Origin of the sequence: Flavobacterium sp. KACC 22758 (assembly GCF_028736135.1) — a bacterium.
In the GTDB taxonomy this organism is placed as follows: domain Bacteria; phylum Bacteroidota; class Bacteroidia; order Flavobacteriales; family Flavobacteriaceae; genus Flavobacterium; species Flavobacterium johnsoniae.
Window position 1 is genome coordinate 3332329 of record NZ_CP117878.1, and the last position, 18024, is coordinate 3350352.

General features: G+C 34.9%; 15 protein-coding genes. 8 read left to right on the forward strand and 7 right to left on the reverse strand.

From position 1 onward, the window contains the following. Positions 1-9 precede the first annotated feature (9 nt). Positions 10-2823, forward strand: coding sequence for a M16 family metallopeptidase (locus tag PQ462_RS14170; RefSeq protein ID WP_274250467.1), 2814 nt, complete (start codon positions 10-12; stop codon positions 2821-2823). A gap of 121 nt (positions 2824-2944) precedes the next feature. Here PQ462_RS14170 and PQ462_RS14175 read toward each other — a convergent pair whose 3' ends face one another. The 4 genes from PQ462_RS14175 to PQ462_RS14190 form a co-directional block, all read right to left on the reverse strand. After that, positions 2945-3433 (reverse strand): hypothetical protein, encoded by a 489-nt coding sequence (locus PQ462_RS14175; RefSeq protein ID WP_274250468.1) that lies wholly within the window; start codon positions 3431-3433, stop codon positions 2945-2947. A 305-nt stretch (positions 3434-3738) separates the two neighbouring features. Next, positions 3739-5145 carry an efflux transporter outer membrane subunit gene (locus PQ462_RS14180; RefSeq protein ID WP_274250469.1) on the reverse strand — a complete coding sequence of 469 codons (1407 nt, stop codon included), beginning with the start codon at positions 5143-5145 and terminating at the stop codon, positions 3739-3741. A gap of 17 nt (positions 5146-5162) precedes the next feature. Then, positions 5163-8336, reverse strand: coding sequence for an efflux RND transporter permease subunit (locus tag PQ462_RS14185; protein ID WP_274250470.1), 3174 nt, complete (start codon positions 8334-8336; stop codon positions 5163-5165). A 5-nt stretch (positions 8337-8341) separates the two neighbouring features. Then, entirely contained in the window at positions 8342-9496 is a 1155-nt protein-coding gene (locus PQ462_RS14190) for an efflux RND transporter periplasmic adaptor subunit (protein WP_012026106.1), read from the reverse strand. Between the two features lie 266 nt (positions 9497-9762). On the opposite strand from PQ462_RS14190, the gene PQ462_RS14195 reads away from it, so the two are divergent. The 6 genes from PQ462_RS14195 (at position 9763) to pdxR (ending at position 15674) form a co-directional block, all read left to right on the forward strand. Beyond that, entirely contained in the window at positions 9763-10806 is a 1044-nt protein-coding gene (locus PQ462_RS14195; protein WP_012026107.1) for a sensor histidine kinase, read from the forward strand. Then, complete coding sequence (locus tag PQ462_RS14200) at positions 10806-11537, forward strand: LytR/AlgR family response regulator transcription factor (RefSeq protein ID WP_012026108.1); 732 nt, start codon at positions 10806-10808, stop codon at positions 11535-11537. Before PQ462_RS14195 ends, PQ462_RS14200 begins: the two co-directional genes overlap by 1 nt. A 19-nt stretch (positions 11538-11556) precedes the next feature. Further along, positions 11557-11850, forward strand: a complete 294-nt coding sequence (locus PQ462_RS14205; RefSeq protein WP_012026109.1) for a DUF3861 domain-containing protein — start codon at positions 11557-11559, stop codon at positions 11848-11850. A 114-nt stretch (positions 11851-11964) separates the two neighbouring features. Next, positions 11965-12963, forward strand: coding sequence for a glycoside hydrolase family 130 protein (locus PQ462_RS14210; RefSeq protein WP_274250471.1), 999 nt, complete (start codon positions 11965-11967; stop codon positions 12961-12963). Positions 12964-13290: 327 nt separating this feature from the next. Further along, positions 13291-14187, forward strand: coding sequence for a dienelactone hydrolase family protein (locus PQ462_RS14215; RefSeq protein WP_274250472.1), 897 nt, complete (start codon positions 13291-13293; stop codon positions 14185-14187). A 74-nt stretch (positions 14188-14261) separates the two neighbouring features. After that, positions 14262-15674: a MocR-like pyridoxine biosynthesis transcription factor PdxR gene (gene pdxR / locus PQ462_RS14220; RefSeq protein WP_274250473.1), complete on the forward strand. Its 1413-nt coding sequence runs from the start codon at positions 14262-14264 to the stop codon at positions 15672-15674. On the opposite strand, the gene PQ462_RS14225 is transcribed toward pdxR, so the two are convergent. The 3 genes from PQ462_RS14225 to PQ462_RS14235 form a co-directional block, all read right to left on the reverse strand. Then, positions 15669-16274 carry a MarR family winged helix-turn-helix transcriptional regulator gene (locus PQ462_RS14225; RefSeq protein WP_274250474.1) on the reverse strand — a complete coding sequence of 202 codons (606 nt, stop codon included), beginning with the start codon at positions 16272-16274 and terminating at the stop codon, positions 15669-15671. The genes pdxR and PQ462_RS14225 overlap by 6 nt on opposite strands. Before the next feature lie 73 nt (positions 16275-16347). Beyond that, positions 16348-16611: a DUF2024 family protein gene (locus tag PQ462_RS14230; protein WP_274250475.1), complete on the reverse strand. Its 264-nt coding sequence runs from the start codon at positions 16609-16611 to the stop codon at positions 16348-16350. A gap of 246 nt (positions 16612-16857) precedes the next feature. Then, on the reverse strand, positions 16858-17085 hold the full coding sequence (locus PQ462_RS14235) for a thioredoxin (protein WP_012026115.1): 228 nt from the start codon (positions 17083-17085) through the stop codon (positions 16858-16860). 184 nt (positions 17086-17269) lie between these two features. On the opposite strand from PQ462_RS14235, the gene PQ462_RS14240 reads away from it, so the two are divergent. Then, the gene (locus PQ462_RS14240; RefSeq protein ID WP_274250476.1) at positions 17270-18001 is read left to right on the forward strand and encodes a YggS family pyridoxal phosphate-dependent enzyme; all 732 of its coding nucleotides are present in this window, start codon (positions 17270-17272) and stop codon (positions 17999-18001) included. Positions 18002-18024 lie beyond the last annotated feature (23 nt).

Sequence of the window (18024 nt, forward strand, 5' to 3'; positions counted from 1 at the left end):
AACATCAAAATGAACACTAAAAAAAATATCATTATTGGGATTATGGCCTTGTCTTTTCAAGGCGCATTTTCTCAATTTAAAACCAACATTCCGCTGAATAAAGACGTTGTAACCGGAAAACTAAAAAACGGATTAACGTATTATATCATGCATAATGAAGAGCCAAAAGACAGGGCAAGTTTTTACTTTGTTCAAAATGTGGGCGCCATTCTCGAAGATGACAATCAAAACGGATTGGCACATTTTCTGGAACACATGGCTTTTAACGGTACAGAACATTTTAAAGGAAAAGGAATCATTAAAATGCTGGAAAAAAACGGCGTAACTTTTGGTAAAGAAATTAATGCTTATACTGCTCAGGATGAAACTGTTTACAACATCAGCACAGTTCCAGTTACCAACGAAAAACTAATCGATTCTACTCTTTGGGTTTTACACGACTGGTCTGGATCTTTATCTTTAACCAATCAAGAAATTGATGCCGAAAGAGGCGTTATCAGAGAAGAATGGAGAACGCGCCGTACAAGCGATTTTCGTTTAAAAATGCAGACAGATCCTGTTTTATACAAAGGTTCAAAATACAGCAAACGCGATGTTATTGGCGATTTAAATATCATCAATAACTTTAAATATCCTGAATTGAGAAACTATTATAAAAAATGGTACAGACCAGATTTACAGGCTGTAATAATTGTTGGGGATATTGATGTTAAAGTAATGGAAGAAAAGGTCAAAGCGATATTTTCAGGTATTCCCTTGGCAAAAAAAGCAGCTGTAAGAACGTATGCCGAAATTCCGAAACATGATGAATTATATTTTGGAACAGCATCTGATAAAGAAGCTTCATCTACAACAATTACTTTGCGATATATTACAGACGAACCATTGGTAAAAGACAGTACTGTGACAAGAAAAAATGTAATGAACTCTTTTTATACCAATATATTAAACAATCGTTTTAAAGAATTACTCTTAAAAAATCAAAGCTCAAGTTTAAATTTAAGCGCCTATTTTAGTGGAATTTCTAGATTAAACAATTCGTATAATATTACCGCTTCTGTCAAAAAAGGAAAAACACTCGAAGCATTTGAAGAAGCCTATACAGAAGCCGAACGTTTAAAACGTTTTGGAGCTTTAAAAACAGAATTAGAGAGAACCAAAAAGCTTTTTATCAGTTCATACGATGATTTTATCAGCAATAAAGATAAAGTCGATAATGACAGCTGGGCAGATAAATTGACCGATTATTTCTTAAAAGCAAAACCATTTCTTTCCCCTGAAGACGATTATAAGTTAATTGTTGGTATTATAAAAAGTATCACTTTGGACGAATTGAATGCTTATGCTCAAACCATTCAAAAACCAACAAATCAAGTTGTTTTAATAACAGGTTCAGACCAGGATAAAAATGATTTTCCAACGAAAGAAGCGGTAGTAAGTGTAATGAAAAAAGTAGAAAATAGTACTTTAGAACCTTACACAAAAAAAGAAAACAATGCTCCTTTAATTGATAAGGAATTAAAACCTGCATCCATAAAGAAAACATTTGAAGTAGCCGGAATCAAAGATGCAAAAGGGTATATTTTAGAAAATGATGCAAAAGTAATTATCCTTCCAACGACATATTCGCAGGATCAAATTATATTTTCTGCTTTTTCAAAAGGCGGTAAATCTCTTGTAAAAACAGAAGATCTGGCTTCTGCCGAAATTGCAACAACAATTGCAAGATCGTCTGGTTTAGGAAATTTTGACAACATTGGTTTAAAAGAAAAACTAACCGGAAAAGTGGCACAGGCAGCTCCTTTTATTGGCGCGAATACACAAGGTTTTCAGGGAAGTTCAAATAAAGCCGATTTAGAAACAATGCTTCAATTGCTTTATCTTTCTTTTGAAGCACCTCGTTTTGACCCCAACATTTTTAATATTCTAAAAGAACAGTATAAAAATCGTTTAGAAACTATTAAAAAAGATAACGGAAGCGCTTTTAAGGATTCTATTGATTTAGCCAATTCAAACCATAATGCAAGAACTTTTTTATTCAACGAAAAATTTCTTGAAACGATTGACTTAAAAAAAGCAGAAAGCATTTACCGTGACCGAATTAAAAATGCTGCTGATTTTACATTTGTTTTTGTTGGAAATATTCCGGATTCAGCTTTAGAATTGATTCAGATATATATTGGAAATATAAAATCGAATCCGGCTTTAAAAGAAAATTATATCGATCATAACATTGAGCCTAAAAAAGGAAAAACGATCGTGCATTTTAAACGCCCAATGGAAGTGGCTAAAACAACCGTTTATTTAAACTTAGCTGGAAAAACGGAATACAGCAAGGAAAATGCCTTGTCAATTTATATTATTGGAGAAATATTATCAAAACGATTCCTTCAGACTATTAGAGAAGAAGAAGGCGGCAGTTACGGCGTAAATGTGGGCGGTAATCTGGAAATGATTCCAAAACCCGCTTTTAGTCTTGCCTTGACTTTTGACTGCAATCCAGATAAAGAAGAAAAATTAATGCAGATTGTCTGGAAAGAATTAAACGATTTAAAATCAAATCCGGTAAATGCTAATGATTTGGAAGACATTAAAAAAGCACTTTTAAAAAACCGTGAAGAATCACTTAAAACCAATTCTTTCTGGAATACTACAATTTATAATAATACCTTAAATCAGATTCCTTTTTTACAGGATGATGAGTATAAAAATTTAATTTCTAAAATTAATCAAAAAACTATTCAGCAGTTTAGTAAGCACGTTTTGGATAGTTCTAGTAGTGTCGAAGTTATTATGAGCCCTGAAAGCCAATCAGGAAAGTAAAACTTTAGAATACATTTTTATTTTATTAGTCATTAAAGGTTGTCTTCCAAGACAGCCTTTTTTGGCTTTATACCAAAAAAAAACGCCTCATTCCTGAGACGTTTTTATCATATTTATTTAATTAATGACGATCATTGTGTGAATGTCCATGATCTTTACCGGATTGCTTTTGGGAATTGTTATTTCTTTTATTCTCAGACTTCTGTTTTCCTTGAGATTTGTTATTTTTTACCGGTTTTTCTCCTCTGTTTTTCTGAGGCTGTCCTTTGTAACCTTTTGGATAATTAGCCCTGTGTTTACTGTGATAGGTGTAAGGAGCATCTCCTCTATAATCTGTTAACACCACTTTATAACCTGAATACAAATCATATTGTCTGTATCTTGAAGGAAGTCTTTTTTCACGCATCCATTTTCCACCGTTATCGTAAATAAACACACTTTGGTTTACATCATAATACACATCGATGTCTGGTAAATAATAATATCTGTCGTCGTCATAACCTTGTGGTCCCCAGCTTGGAGGTGTTCCAATATTTACATTAATTGATACTTGTGCATGGGCAAAAAATACACTCATAAATAATACTGAGGCGAACACTAACTTTTTCATGTTTTTAGAATTTAGGGATTAATTTCATTTAGAAACTAATCTAAAGTAGTGCCAATATTCGCGTTTACAGAATGCATTATACAGAACCGCCAAACCAATCGACGAACAGTGTTTTTTAACCGATATAGATTTAAAATTAAAAACGCCTCATTGCTGAGGCGTTTTTAGTCATGTTTAAACTTAACTGAATGGCGGATAATCGTAATCTTAACAATTCAAAGTTAAATACAATTTTTAGTATTAAATTATTATTTAGACCAAGGTTATATTTTTAACGACCAACGTTAATTATTATAGGAAAATATTTATTTCCATCCTCCGCCTAAAGCTCTATATAAGTTTACAACGGCTTGTAATTTTTGTAAATTATCATTAATACCGCTTAACTGTGCTGCCAGTAAATTTTGTTCAGAAGTTAATACGTCTGTATAATTTGTTGCTGAACTGTATTCCAGAAGCTGCTGTGTAAAATCGACTGCTTTTTCTAAAGCTTCAATTTGTTTTTTTCTTGAATCTTCTTTTTCAACAGCCATTTGGTATGAATACAAAGCATTAGAAACTTCCTGACCCGCTGTTAAAAGACTTTGCTGGAAATTATTATAAGCTTGTAATTGTTGTGACTGTGCTGTTGTTAATCTGAGCTTGTTTTTACCCTGATTAAAAATTGGCTGCGTTAATCCTCCAATAATAGAATAAAAAATAGAATTAGTAAAGAAATCTTTTAATTCTAAATTCGAAAATCCGCCGCTTGCCGTAAGCGTTAAACTTGGATAAAAATAGGTTTTAGCCAGATTTGTAGATTCAAAAGCTACTCTGAAATTAAATTCAGCCTGACGAACATCAGGACGGTTTTCTAATAACTGTGAAGGTACTCCAACAGCAATGTTTTCCGGAATAACCTGAGTTCCTAATTCTCCTCTGTCAACTGGTCCCGGAGCTTGCCCTAATAAGATATTTAAAGCGTTTTCGGTTTCGCGGATACTTTGTTTTAAATCCGGAATCAAAACTTCTGCTGCATGCTGATTGGCTTCACTCTGTACAACTGCCGCTCCTGTTACAATTGCTCCTTCTTTTAAAGCTTTAATCGTTTCAACATTTTTAATACGGCTTTCTAATGTTTCCTGAGTGATTTTTAACGATTTATCGTAAGCCAAAAGCATAAAATAATTATTGGCAATGTCAGAAATTAATTGTGTCTGAATGGCTTGTTTGGCAGCATCTGTGGCCAAATAACTAGCTAAAGCGGCTCTTTTAGAACTGCTTAGTTTTCCCCAGATATCAGCTTCCCAAGACGTACTTACACCTAATTTATAAGTTGTAGTCAGGGTATTGATATTAATTCCGGCAGGAAAGTTAAGCCCCGCTTCTGACTGTTTCGTGTGCGTTGCACTTGCATCCAGCTGTAAGGTTGGGTAATAAGCCAATTTACTCTGACGCAATGAAGCTCTTGCCTGTACTATATTTTCAATAGCATTTTTCAGGTTCAGGTTTTGATCTAATCCTTTCTGGATTAAAGCATTCAGCTTTTCATCTTTAAAAACACTCTGCCACGGCATATCAGCAATCGTAGTCGTATCGGCAGAAGCCTCATCACGATACAGCTTGTCTGTCGAGAGTGCTGCTGGACGTTCGTACTTTTTGGTAATGGAGCACGCACTTAAAAGCGCGGCTGCAATTACCATAAGAATATATTTATTTGAACTATTCGTCATCTCTTTTTAATTAAATTTTACTCTTTGTGAGCTTCTATTAACTGAATTTCCTCCTCATCATCGTCATCATCATCATAACCGTCTTTTGCCGGACCGCTTACTTTTTCTTGTAAAGTCTGGAAAATGATAAATAAAACCGGAATAACAAATACTCCTAAAATGGTTCCAATTAACATACCTCCAACTGCTCCAGTACCAATCGATTTGTTACCAACGGCACCTGCCCCAGTAGCAAACATTAAAGGCACAAGTCCAAGAATAAAGGCAAACGAAGTCATCAAAATTGGTCTTAAACGCGCTACGGCACCTTCAATTGCCGCTTGTACAATTGGCAGGCCTTTACGCCTTCTGTCTAAAGCAAATTCGACAATCAAAATACCGTTCTTGGCAAGAAGTCCGATAAGCATGATTAAGGAAATCTGAAGGTAAATATTACTGTTCAGCTTGAAAATAATCGAGAATAAATACGCTCCTGCTAATCCAAACGGAATCGAGAATAATACCGCAAATGGTAAAATATAACTTTCGTACTGCGCACTCAATAAGAAATAAACGAAAACCAAACATAAAATAAAGATGAAAATCGTTTCTCCTCCAGAAGCTAATTCCTCACGTGTTAAACCTGAAAATTCATATCCATAACCTGCAGGAAGGTTTTCTGCAGCTACTTCCTGAATTGCTTTAATTGCATCTCCAGAACTGTAACCAGGTTTTGGCGCTCCGGTAATCGAAATAGAGGTAAACAAGTTAAATCTTGAAATCGATTCAGGACCAAAAACCCTCGTCATTTTTACAAACTCTGTAATTGGAGCCATGTTTCCAGCACTGTTACGAACGAAAATTTTATTTAATCCTTCTGTATTAGCTCTAAATTCTGGAGCAGCCTGAACCATTACACGGTATTGCTTACCGAATTTATTGAAATTCGAAGCATACAATCCACCATAATATCCCTGCATAGTCGATAAAATCGTATTTACCGAAACTCCTGCATCTTTGGCTTTCGCCAAATTAACATCCATCATATATTGCGGGAAACCAGGGTTAAATGGTGTTGTTGCATATTGTATTTCCGGACGTTCGGCTAATTTAGCAAGGAATTCATTGTTTACTTTATAGAATTCAGCAGTTGTATGTCCTCCTTTATCCTGTAACTGGAATTCGAACCCGCCGCTTTGTCCAAAACCTTGAATAGTTGGCGGCGAAATAAAGAATATATTAGCTTCACGAATACCGCTTGTTTTTGCAAAAAGCTGTCCAATTACATCATCAACACTTAAATCACGCTTATCCCATGGGTATAATTTTACAATTACCATACTGTAAGCACTACCCGCTCCAGCAGTAAAGTTCTGCCCCACGATACGAAGTGTATTTTTAACTCCCGGAATAGTTTTAGCAATACTGTCTACTTTTTTGGCCATGATATCTGAACGTTCCATAGAAGCAGACGGCGGTAAGCTGATATTGGCAAAAACAGTTCCCTGATCTTCTGAAGGAACGAATGCAGACGGTGTCGTTTTCATCATATAAACCAATGCAACACCTGCAATTACAATAGAAGCTAAAGCAATCCATTTTTTAACCGAAAGAAACTGCACTGATCTTTTGTATTTTCCTGTTACATTATCAAACGCAACGTTAAAAGCCGTATAAAACCTTTGTAAATAAGTAGTCTTATGTTCATGATCCTCACCATGCGGTTTTAAAAGCAGGGCACATAAAGCCGGACTTAAAGTCAAGGCGTTTACTGCCGAAAGAATAATCGCAACAGCCAGTGTAATACCAAACTGTTTGTAGAAAACTCCGGTTGATCCGGTAATGAAAGTTACCGGAATAAAAACCGCAGCCATTACAAGCGTGATTGATATAATCGCCCCCGATATTTCGTTCATCGCATGTATTGTAGCTTTCTTGGCCGATTTATAACCGTGGTCCAGTTTGGCGTGCACCGCCTCGACGACCACAATCGCATCATCGACCACAATACCAATTGCGAGTACCATCGCAAAAAGTGTCAATAAGTTAATCGTAAATCCAAATAAATTAAGGAAGAAGAACGTTCCTACAATCGCAACCGGAACTGCAATTGCCGGAATTAAGGTTGATCTAAAATCCTGAAGGAAAATAAATACTACAATAAAAACCAGTATAAAGGCTTCAATCAAAGTATGAATTACTTTTTCAATAGATGCATCAAGGTTTTCGTTAACGTCAACCATAATGGTATATTTCATTCCTTTTGGGAAACTCTTTGCTGCTTCTTCAATCAGTTTTTTAGAATTGATAATTACATCACGTGCATTCGATCCCGGAGTCTGGCTGATAGCCATCGCTGCCGATTCTACACCGTTTGTTTTAATCGTTGAAGCATAACTTAAAGATCCTAATTCTACCTTAGCAACATCTTTAAGTCGAAGCATCTGCCCATTTCCAACTGATTTAATTACAATTTCCTCAAATTCCTTAGCCGATGTTAAACGTCCTTTGTATTTAATTACATATTGAAACGCCTGATTTCCGTTTTCACCAAATTTACCTGGTGCAGCTTCAATATTCTGTTCTGCCAAAGCAGCCGAAATATCACTTGGAATCAGCTTATATTGCTGCATTACATCTGGTTTCAGCCAGATTCTCATAGAGTAATCTTTTGCACCAAAAACCGTTACATCTCCTACCCCAACTACACGCTGGATTTGCGGCACAAGATTGATTTTGGCATAATTTTGAAGAAACGTCTGATCGTATGCTTTATCATCACTGTATAAAGAGAAAATCAATAAGTTACTACTCTGGCTTTTGGTTACTGTAACCCCGGCCTGAGTTACCTCTACAGGCAGTAAACTTGTTGCTCTTGAAACCCTGTTCTGAACGTTTACCGCTGCTAAATCAGGATTGGTTCCTACTTTAAAGAAAACTTTGATCGAAGCATTTCCATCATTTGTTGCTGTAGAAGTCATGTAAGTCATGTTTTCTACACCATTAATCTGCTCTTCAAGCGGAATTACAATACTTTTCAGTACCACATCAGCATTGGCTCCTGTATAACTTGCTGCCACGTTTACCGTTGGCGGTGCAATATCCGGATATTGTGAAATCGGTAACTCTATTAGGCCTAAAACACCTAAAATAACGATAATAACAGATATTACCGTCGAGAGTACGGGTCTTTGTATAAATCTTTTAAACATTTCTTTTATTTTAAATCGGCGTAAACTGTTTCCGGGCTTTGTTTTTTAGCTTTAATTTCAGATCCCTCTTTTAGAGAAGCTACTCCTTCTAAAACTATTTCGTCTCCAGGTTTTAAACCGCTTGTTACTACGTAATAGTTTCCTGCTGTATTTTCAAGTACTGTGATATTAGCATTTCTTGTTTTTCCGTCTTTTCCTAAAACTACTGCAAACATTTTATCCTGAAGTTCAAATGTTGCACTTTGAGGAACAATGATTCCGTCTTTTACTTCTTTTGGAATTCTTACTGTAGTACTGCTTCCGCTTCTAATAATTCCTTTTGGATTTGGGAAACGAGCTCTTACGTTTACAGTACCTGTTTCAGTATTGATTAATCCGTTTACGGTTTCTATGTTTCCTTTTTGATCATAAGCAGAACCATCTGAAAGCAATAAAGAAACTGCCGGCATGCTTTTTAATTTTTGGTTTAATGAAGCTCCTGAATCTTTAGTGAAATTTAAAAGCGCTTTTTCATTTAAAGCAAAATAAGCATATACGTTTCCAATACTTGAAACCGTTGTTAAAGGTTCAGCTGTATTTGAGCTTACTAAACTTCCTAAACGAAACGGAATTGAACCTACAACTCCATTAACCGGACTTGTAACCGTAGTATATCCTAAATTAGTTTTAGCATTTACCAAAGCTGCGTTTGCCTGAGCTAAAGATGCTAAAGCAGACTCATAAGTATATTGTGCCGATTCTAAATCGTATTTACTTATAATTCCTTTTTCAACCAAAGGTTTTACTTTGTTTACAGCCAGTTTTGCAGAACTCAAATCAGCCTGAGCACTTTTAATACTTGCTGTTGCTGTACGAACTTGCTGCTCATATTCTGGCGCGCTGATTTTGAATAACGGCTGTCCTGCTTTTACAACAGCACCTTCATCTACAAAAATTTTATCGATGTAACCTTCCACTCTTGGTCGGATTTCTATATTCTGCTGTCCTTGAATACTGGCTGGATAATCGCTGTTTAATGTAGCAGATTCCGGCTGTAAAGTCAGCGTTTTATACTCTTTAACCTGCGGTGCTCCTCCGGCCTGAGCCGATTTATCATTTTTACCGCATGATGCGATAATAACTGATGCTGCGAGAATGCTTAAAAATGATTGCTTATTCATTAGAAATAATATGTAATTATCGATTATATGACAACAAAAGAAATAAAATATAACATACAAAAAATTTCAAATAGACGAAAAGCAAAAGACAATCGATAAAGATGATTTTACACCCGATGGTTTCTATTTCAAAATTAAACAAGCGTTTAATTTTGAACTCGTCGGCTCTAAAATGGTTTTTACAGACTGTAATTCTCTATTTGCCGATTGCTTCAAAATTGCATTTAAATAAAATGTAATATTGTCAATAAAACACAAAACTTGTAATGGCATCAAACGTTTACAGACCTTATTTTTTTACCGGACTGCATATTCTAAGCTGGTTATTACTGGGATTTATCATGCTGTTTTACATGCCCTTAACCTGGAATGTAATTCTTCCTGGTATTTTCTGGCTTTGGCAGATTATTATATTGATTTTGTTAATCATTATTTTTTATACTAATGCTAAAATCATAGTTCCCAAAACCATTATAAAAGACAATACTTCTCCGTTTTTAATCTGGGCATTTATTATTGTTTTTGTCATGCAGCTTATTGCCTATTTTTATACTTCGCAGACTGATCTTCATAATAAAATAAGCTTGGTTTTAGGATTCAAAAAATATAGAAATCCCTATTTCGACAATTATGTTTTAATGCTCACTTTATTGGTTTTAGGAATCAGCACGAGCTGGGCAATGTTACAATACTGGCAGAAAGCCGCACAGCACAAACAAAAACTGGAGCAGGATAAAACAGTTGCCGAACTGGCTATGCTGAAAGCACAAATTAATCCGCACTTTTTCTTTAATTCCTTAAACAGTATTTATTCGCTTACTTATACAGATATTGAAGATTCCAGAAATGCGCTTCATACTTTAAGCCGAATGATGCGCTATTTATTGTACAGCACCGAAGAGAGAACAACTTTATTAAAAGAAGCCGAGTTTATGAGAGATTTTATCGCCCTTATGAAACTTCGTGCCAATAAAAAACTGACGATTACAACCGATATTCCAGAAAAAATACACGATTACCCAATTGTTCCAATGTTATTATTACCTTTAGTAGAAAATGCTTTTAAACACGGCATTCATGCTACCGATAAAAGTGAAATTCATATTAAACTGAGACAAAACGGAAGCAATCTGGAATTTGAAGTAGAAAATACCTATTTCGAAAAAACGTCTACTACAGATGAAGGCGGCATTGGGTTAACAAATACAAAACGCAGACTGCATTTAATTTATCCGCATAAACATACTCTGATAGCAGGTATCGCTAAAAACGGTATGTATAATGTACAGCTGCAAATAAATTTAGAATAATGACAACATTAAAATGTATAGCAGTAGATGATGAACCTCTCGCATTAAAACTGGTCGAAACTTTTATTGACCAGACTCCTTTTTTGCAATTGAGCGCCAGCTGCGATAATGCGGTTGAAGCGATGAGTTTAATCAGAGAAAAACAGCCGGATTTGGTTTTTCTGGACATCAATATGCCCAATTTAACGGGAATGGAACTCGCAAGACTTTTGCAGGAACAGCCGGGACAAGTGCCTAAAATCGTTTTTACTACCGCTTACAATCACTATGCAATTGAAGGTTATAAGGTAAATGCAGTCGATTATCTTTTAAAACCTTTCAGCTACGAAGAGTTTTTACGCGCTGCAAATAAAGTGCTTCAAATAACCGAAGAAGCATCAAACAACTTCCAGCCCATTACAGCCGATGATGAATTTATTTTCTTAAAAGTAGAATATCAATGGGTTAGAATCTCTCTAAAAGAAATTTTATATATCGAAAGTTTAAAAGATTATGTAAAAGTTCATTTAGATGACAATCAAAAAGCAATACTTTCTTTGATTTCCTTAAAAGCCTTAGAAGAAAAATTACCGTCAGCGAAATTTATGCGTGTTCATCGATCATTCATTGTTTCACTTGATAAAATAAACGCCATAAGCAAGAATTCTATTTTTATAGATAAAACAGAAATTACAGTAGGAGAACAATACAAAGAAACGTTTAAAACCATTGTAGATAAATGGTTAAAGTAAAATTGAAAATTTTAGTATCATGCAAAAAAGATCAAACAAATATTATTTGACATTAAGCCTAAAGGAATATGCAAATGGTGATACCGAACCGGCAAAAGAACTCGGAATTGAATTTGATAATCACGATGAAATTTTTGGAATCATCCAAAGAATAAAAGACAAAAACATATTCGAAAATCCGTATGAAGCAACACAATTTGCTCTTGGGTTAAAATTGTTCAGCGAAATAAAACTGAAACACCGAAACAATCCATTATTTGATGAATTAAACGAAGTTTTTCCAGTATTCATGAAAAAATTAAAAAGCTTGTAGTTTACTGCAGGCTTTTTTTTATTCGGAATTATGAAAGAATTTCAGAATGTTATGTAAATCAAGTTATTGTCTATTTCATTAATTTTATTGGAATGATCTAAAAAAAACAGCTTTATGATACATAAACATGGATTAATTATCACTAAAACCGAATTAGATTTTGAAATCGAAGGCGTTTTAAACCCAGCAGTTATTGCTGCAGATGGAAAAATACATATTTTTTACAGAGCTGTTGCTTTAGGAAATCATTCCACAATTGGATACTGCCGTCTTTCTGATCCTTTAACTATCGAAAAACGATATGAACATCCAGTCATAGTTCCCGAAACTCCCAATGAAAAATACGGTGTTGAAGATCCCCGAATTGTCAAAATTGATGATCTTTATTACCTTTCGTATTGTGGTTACGACGGCGAAAATGCATTTGGATGTGTAGCAACTTCTTCAGATTTAAAAAACTTTACCAAACACGGCATTGTCGTTCCTCAATTATCAGGCGATGAATTGCGTTCGCTTATAAAACACCAGCAGGATTTAAATATCAAATATTTTCAGCCAAGTACAGGAAGCAGTTATGTATGGGATAAAAATGTGGTTTTCTTTCCAAGAAAAATAAACGGAAAACTTCATTTCCTGCATCGAATTCGTCCCGGAATTCAAATTGCTTCGGTCAACAATCTTGACGAATTAAATCAGGACTATTGGAAAAATTACATGCTGGATTTTAAAAACCATATTGTACTCGATCCAAAATTTACACACGAACTAAGTTATTTAGGAAATGGCGCGCCGCCAATAGAAACAGAACACGGCTGGCTTTTAATTTATCATGGCGTTCATGATACTATCAACGGATATATGTATGTAGCCTGTGCCGCACTTTTGGATATTGACGACCCAACAAAAGAAATTGCACGTCTGCCCTATCCGCTGTTTGTTCCAGATCAGCCTTGGGAACTCAAAGGTTATGTCAATTACGTCTGCTTTCCAACAGGAACTATTCTCGACGATGAAGAACTTTATATTTATTACGGCGCCGCCGATGAAGGAATTGCCTGTGCATCCATTAACATAAATATTCTGCTAACAGAACTTCTAGCTAATAAAATTTAGTTTTTAGTCGCAGTTTTTAGTCACAGTTGCAGTCGTAATCTTTAGTCACAGTGGCAGTCACAGTTTTCAGTCTTTGCAGTGAAACCATTCACTAACAACTAATCACTAACAACTAATCACTAATCACTAATCACTAATCACTAATCACTAATGACTAATCACTAATGACTAATCACTAATCACTAATCACTAATGACTAATGACTAATCACTAATGACTAATCACTAATGACTAATCACTAATCACTAACCACTAATCACTAATCACTAATCACCAATCACAATTCACTTTTATTCCCTAAATTAGTTATTCCAAAAAATTAAAACCATGGATAACAAAATAACCAAAGAAGACATTAGTCAGGAAGTATTTGATTTGTATGATGACTATGCGCACAATAAAATTAACCGAAGACAATTCGTAGAAAAACTCTCCATATTTGCCGTAGGATCACTTACACTGCCTTCGCTTTTAAGTTTTATGACGCCAAATTATGTCGACACTATTTTGGTTCAGCCAACAGATCCAAGACTTAAAACAGGTTATATTAATTATGATTCTCCAAAAGGAGGCGGATCTATAAAAGGTCTTTTATCACAGCCTGCTGAAAGCAAAAAGAAACTTCCCGGAATAATTGTAGTCCATGAAAACCGCGGACTTAATCCGTATATTGAAGATGTAGGCCGAAGAGCTGCTCTTAAAGGTTTTATAACACTCGCTCCCGATGCTTTGTCTCCGCTTGGCGGTTATCCAGGCAATGATGATGAAGGACGAGAACTGCAAAAAAAGCGAACCAGAGAAGAAATGCTCGAAGATTTTATCGCCGCTTACGAATATCTTAAATCACACAAAGACTGTAACGGCTATGTTGGCGTTGTAGGTTTTTGTTTTGGAGGATGGATTTCGAACATGATGGCCGTAAAAATTCCGGATTTAAAAGCTACAGTCCCATATTATGGCGGACAGCCGACTAAAGAGGAAGCTGAAAAAGTTAAAACACCGCCTCTTTTGCATTATGCAGGTTTAGATACGCGCGTAAACGAAGGCTGGCCTGCCTATCAGGAAGTTTTAAATAAAAATAAAGTCGAAAACACCGCTTACTTTTATCCAAACGTAAATCACGGTTTTCATAACAATACTACACCAAGATATGATGAAGCAGCCGCCACATTATCCTGGACCAGAACTATTGACTTTTTTAAAGCCAAATTAAAAAAGAAATAACCTCAATTCTATAAAAGCTTTTGTAAATTTGGTCTGTCTCCTTAATTCAATTTCAACACAAAAAGACAGACCAGATGTTACGACCTTGGCAATTTGAAATTCATTTAGATAAAAAATCAGACAAAGCGCTTTATCTGCAAATTGCCGATGCTATAATCAATGCGGTAAAATCCGGTAAATTAACCAGCGGGAATGCTTTGCCCGGAAGCCGTCAGCTGGCAGGATTATTAAATGTAAACCGAAACACGGTAATCGAAGCCTTAGATGTTTTAATTGCCGAAGGCTGGCTGATTACTGTAGATCGAAAAGGTACTTTTATTGCCGATATTCTTCCTGAAACCAATTTCAATAAGAAAACAGAAACCAAAGCCAGTATTACAGTCGAAAACCCTAAACCGCATCTTGTTTTTGATGATGGACTTCCTGACAGCCGTCTCGCTCCTATGAACGATCTCGCACGCGCATACCGCGAAATATTCAACAGAAAATCACGCTGGCAGATTATGGGTTACAGCAATGAATTGGGAAATGCTGAATTTCGAAAAGCGATTGTGCAAATGCTGAATTTTAAAAGAGGAATGAATGTTTCTCTGGATGAAATCTGTATAACACGAGGAAGTCAAATGGCGATGTATCTCGCAGCGCATTGTTTACTTTTAAAAGGAGATTATGTTATTATTGAAAATCCTGGATACAAACCTGCGTGGGAAGCTTTTGAAAATGCCGGCGCGGCTCTGCTTCCTGTGAATATTTTAAAAGATGGTTTAGATTTAGAACAAGTTGAAAATCATCTTAAAAACAATAAAGCCATAAAAGCGATTTACGTTACGCCTCATCATCAATTTCCAACTACCGTTACAATGAGTCTCAAAAAGAGATTAAAACTTATTGAACTTTCCAATCAATACGGATTTACGATTATTGAAGACGATTATGATAATGAATTTCATTTCGGGCAAAGACCAATTCTGCCAATTTCAAGTTACAGTAATGCTAAAAACTTCATTTATATTGGCACTTTAAGCAAAATTGTAGCTCCTGCTCTGCGTATTGGATATTTGGCCGCTTCTATTGAAAACATACAAAAAATTGCCCAGCATAGAAAAATAATAGACGTTCAGGGCGATAACATTATGGAAGAAGCTGTTTTAAATCTTATAAACGAAGGAAAAATTAAGAGGCATCTCAAAAAAACGAATTTAATTTACAAAGCCAAAAGAGATCATTTTGAAAATCTATGTAAACTTCATTTAAAAGACAAAATCACTTTTACTAAACCCGAAGGCGGTCTGGCTTTTTGGATTGTTCCAAAGTCAGAAATTGACCTTCAAAAAGTCTGCAATGAATTATTAAAAAAAGGAATAAAAATAATAAGTCCGGAAAAATTCAGTTTTGGAAATCCGGCTTCCGGTCTGCGTCTGGGATATGCTTCATTAACTGAAGAACAAATGGAAGAAGGCATTTTAGCACTTTCAAAATATTTATAACCGAACCGGTTTATGATCGAAACAATCCAGTCTTATATCGCTTGTTTCTAGTTTTACATCTAATAATTTACAAAAGTTACTTCCGTTTTTCTCTACAAAGTAAACGCAGTTATAACAAGTGCTTTGTACATTTATAAGCTGTAAATCTTGCAATTGCTGAATCAAAGAACTTATAGTTTTCCATAAAACCAGTTTCTCTTTTTGAGAACCTGCCGAAACTAAATCAAATAACGGATCTGTAAAATCTTCGGTTAAAAGCACCATTTCTAAACCGTTTGTTGTAAGCTCGATTATAGAACTTCTGGAATCGTTGGCATTTACCGTTTTTGTAATATATTTTTTTTGTTCCAAAATTTTAATTGTATCACTGATGGTGGCTTTTGTTAAATTGAATTCTTTTGCCAGACAACTTACGGTTGCTTTATTTTTTGCGTGATGTTTTATAAATATTAAAACCTGAATTTGTATTGGGCTTAGATCATGTTTTTTGGCTTTTTCCCAAAGCAAAACCCTGAAAACCTGAGACAAACGCTCGAATCCGGCTGTAATTTTCCCGTCCAGATTATTGTTTTGTGTTTCTAAATTGAAGATGTCTTTCATAATTACAGCAAATAAAACAGACTGAAAGTCCCCACACTTTCAGCCTGTCGAATTAATAATTCTAAACGAAAAATTAATAACAGTTTTCCATTTCAATAATCGAAAATCCGTTTTTAAGAATTTGATTTTCAATATCTGCAGGCGCTTTATCGATATGACAAAATCGGCATTCTTTTGAGGTCAAATGCTGACCTTCCTGTAAAACTGTTTTTAGGTATTCTTTTCCGTATTCAAAAACCTGATTTGCATCGTCTGTATTTTCATCTACCAAAATATCAAAATGCATTATTTTACCGTCTTTTCGGGTTACATAAGTATCCCATACTGCTACTTTCATTTTTATTTTTTATTTATTGTTATATTTTTTAAACACATAGGAACATAGTTTTAAAACTTAGTAAAAGGCGGTTCACTTGTTTGAACAAATCCCGATAGCTATCGGGACTATGTGTTAGAAACTAGTTTCTTTTTTACTCTTTATAAAAGAAAAAAAAATCTATGTCTCTATGTGTTTAAAAAAATCCTTGTTTAAAATTAAAGTTTATAAAACCTCTTTGAAAAAACTCCAAAGAGGCGTTTATATTTACCCAATTACTTCTTCTATAGAAGCACCAAAATTAATGTGCAGCACATTTCCGTTTGGCGTTACCAAAGCCGGAACTGATTTTATACCCGCTTTTTGAGCTTCCGCAATTCGGGATCTGTCTTCACCGATGTTTACTACTTCAACATCTTTAACTAAATTTAAAATGTCGTGTTCTGCGCTTACGCAAACTGGACAACCTGCGTGATAAAAAATTGATTTACTCATTTGATTTGATTTTAATTTGACTTTATTGCCGAGACAAAATTAGGCAGGATACCTAACCATTAAATAATCCAGTTTTTTCATTTTTGGGCGTTTTCTGGTCTGGTTCTTTTATTTATCTGGACTACTTTATATAGAAAAAACTGGATCTTTTTTACAATCCACTTTACCTTTAACTTTGCTCATTATGAAAGAGGATATTATTTATAATTTAAAGCAGGTTCACGATCGTATCGAAAAAGCCTGTAAAGCTTCGGGAAGAGATACAGCAGATGTTCAGTTATTATTGGCAACCAAAACGGTTCCTGCCGAAAAAATACGAATTGCTATTGAAGCCGGAGAAAATTTAATTGGCGAAAATAAAATGCAGGAATTTCGGGATAAGGATTCAGAATTAAAAAATTTGAATATCGAACGTCATTTTATTGGTCATCTGCAGACAAATAAAGTAAAAGAGGTTTTGAAATACGTAAGCTGTATTCAATCTCTTGACCGATTAACTCTGGCAGAAGAATTACACAAACAGCTCCAGAAAGAAAACCGGACCATTGCTGTTTTTGTTCAGGTTAATACCTCTTTTGAAGAAAGTAAATTCGGTCTCTCTCCAACAGAAGTAATTCCGTTTATTAAAGAAATCAAGAAATATGATACTCTAAAAATCAAAGGTTTGATGACAATTGGTTTATTAGATGTTGAAAAAGAAAAAATGCGTCCGTCGCTTCATCTGCTTAAAGAAATAAGAGATCAGATTTATGAGGCAGAAATTGAAGGTTTAAGCAATTTAAAACTTTCAATGGGAATGTCTCAGGATTTAGAATTGGCTATAGCCGAAGGTTCAAACATTGTTCGAGTGGGAACTTCAATTTTTGGAAACCGCTTTTTAGGCAAAGAAATCTGGAACGAAAATATTGCAGAATAAAACCTAATTTTGCACCAAATAAA

What these genes read in the sequence shown, in the direction of transcription:
- PQ462_RS14210 (WP_274250471.1), top strand. Translation starts at nt 11,965, where the DNA reads ATGATACATAAACATGGATTAATTATCACTAAAACCGAATTAGATTTT.
- PQ462_RS14200 (WP_012026108.1), top strand. Translation starts at nt 10,806, where the DNA reads ATGACAACATTAAAATGTATAGCAGTAGATGATGAACCTCTCGCATTA.
- PQ462_RS14215 (WP_274250472.1), top strand. Translation starts at nt 13,291, where the DNA reads ATGGATAACAAAATAACCAAAGAAGACATTAGTCAGGAAGTATTTGAT.
- PQ462_RS14225 (WP_274250474.1), bottom strand. Translation starts at nt 16,274, where the DNA reads ATGAAAGACATCTTCAATTTAGAAACACAAAACAATAATCTGGACGGG.
- PQ462_RS14235 (WP_012026115.1), bottom strand. Translation starts at nt 17,085, where the DNA reads ATGAGTAAATCAATTTTTTATCACGCAGGTTGTCCAGTTTGCGTAAGC.
- PQ462_RS14170 (WP_274250467.1), top strand. Translation starts at nt 10, where the DNA reads ATGAACACTAAAAAAAATATCATTATTGGGATTATGGCCTTGTCTTTT.
- PQ462_RS14205 (WP_012026109.1), top strand. Translation starts at nt 11,557, where the DNA reads ATGCAAAAAAGATCAAACAAATATTATTTGACATTAAGCCTAAAGGAA.
- PQ462_RS14230 (WP_274250475.1), bottom strand. Translation starts at nt 16,611, where the DNA reads ATGAAAGTAGCAGTATGGGATACTTATGTAACCCGAAAAGACGGTAAA.
- PQ462_RS14190 (WP_012026106.1), bottom strand. Translation starts at nt 9,496, where the DNA reads ATGAATAAGCAATCATTTTTAAGCATTCTCGCAGCATCAGTTATTATC.
- PQ462_RS14185 (WP_274250470.1), bottom strand. Translation starts at nt 8,336, where the DNA reads ATGTTTAAAAGATTTATACAAAGACCCGTACTCTCGACGGTAATATCT.
- PQ462_RS14180 (WP_274250469.1), bottom strand. Translation starts at nt 5,145, where the DNA reads ATGACGAATAGTTCAAATAAATATATTCTTATGGTAATTGCAGCCGCG.
- pdxR (WP_274250473.1), top strand. Translation starts at nt 14,262, where the DNA reads ATGTTACGACCTTGGCAATTTGAAATTCATTTAGATAAAAAATCAGAC.
- PQ462_RS14175 (WP_274250468.1), bottom strand. Translation starts at nt 3,433, where the DNA reads ATGAAAAAGTTAGTGTTCGCCTCAGTATTATTTATGAGTGTATTTTTT.
- PQ462_RS14240 (WP_274250476.1), top strand. Translation starts at nt 17,270, where the DNA reads ATGAAAGAGGATATTATTTATAATTTAAAGCAGGTTCACGATCGTATC.
- PQ462_RS14195 (WP_012026107.1), top strand. Translation starts at nt 9,763, where the DNA reads ATGGCATCAAACGTTTACAGACCTTATTTTTTTACCGGACTGCATATT.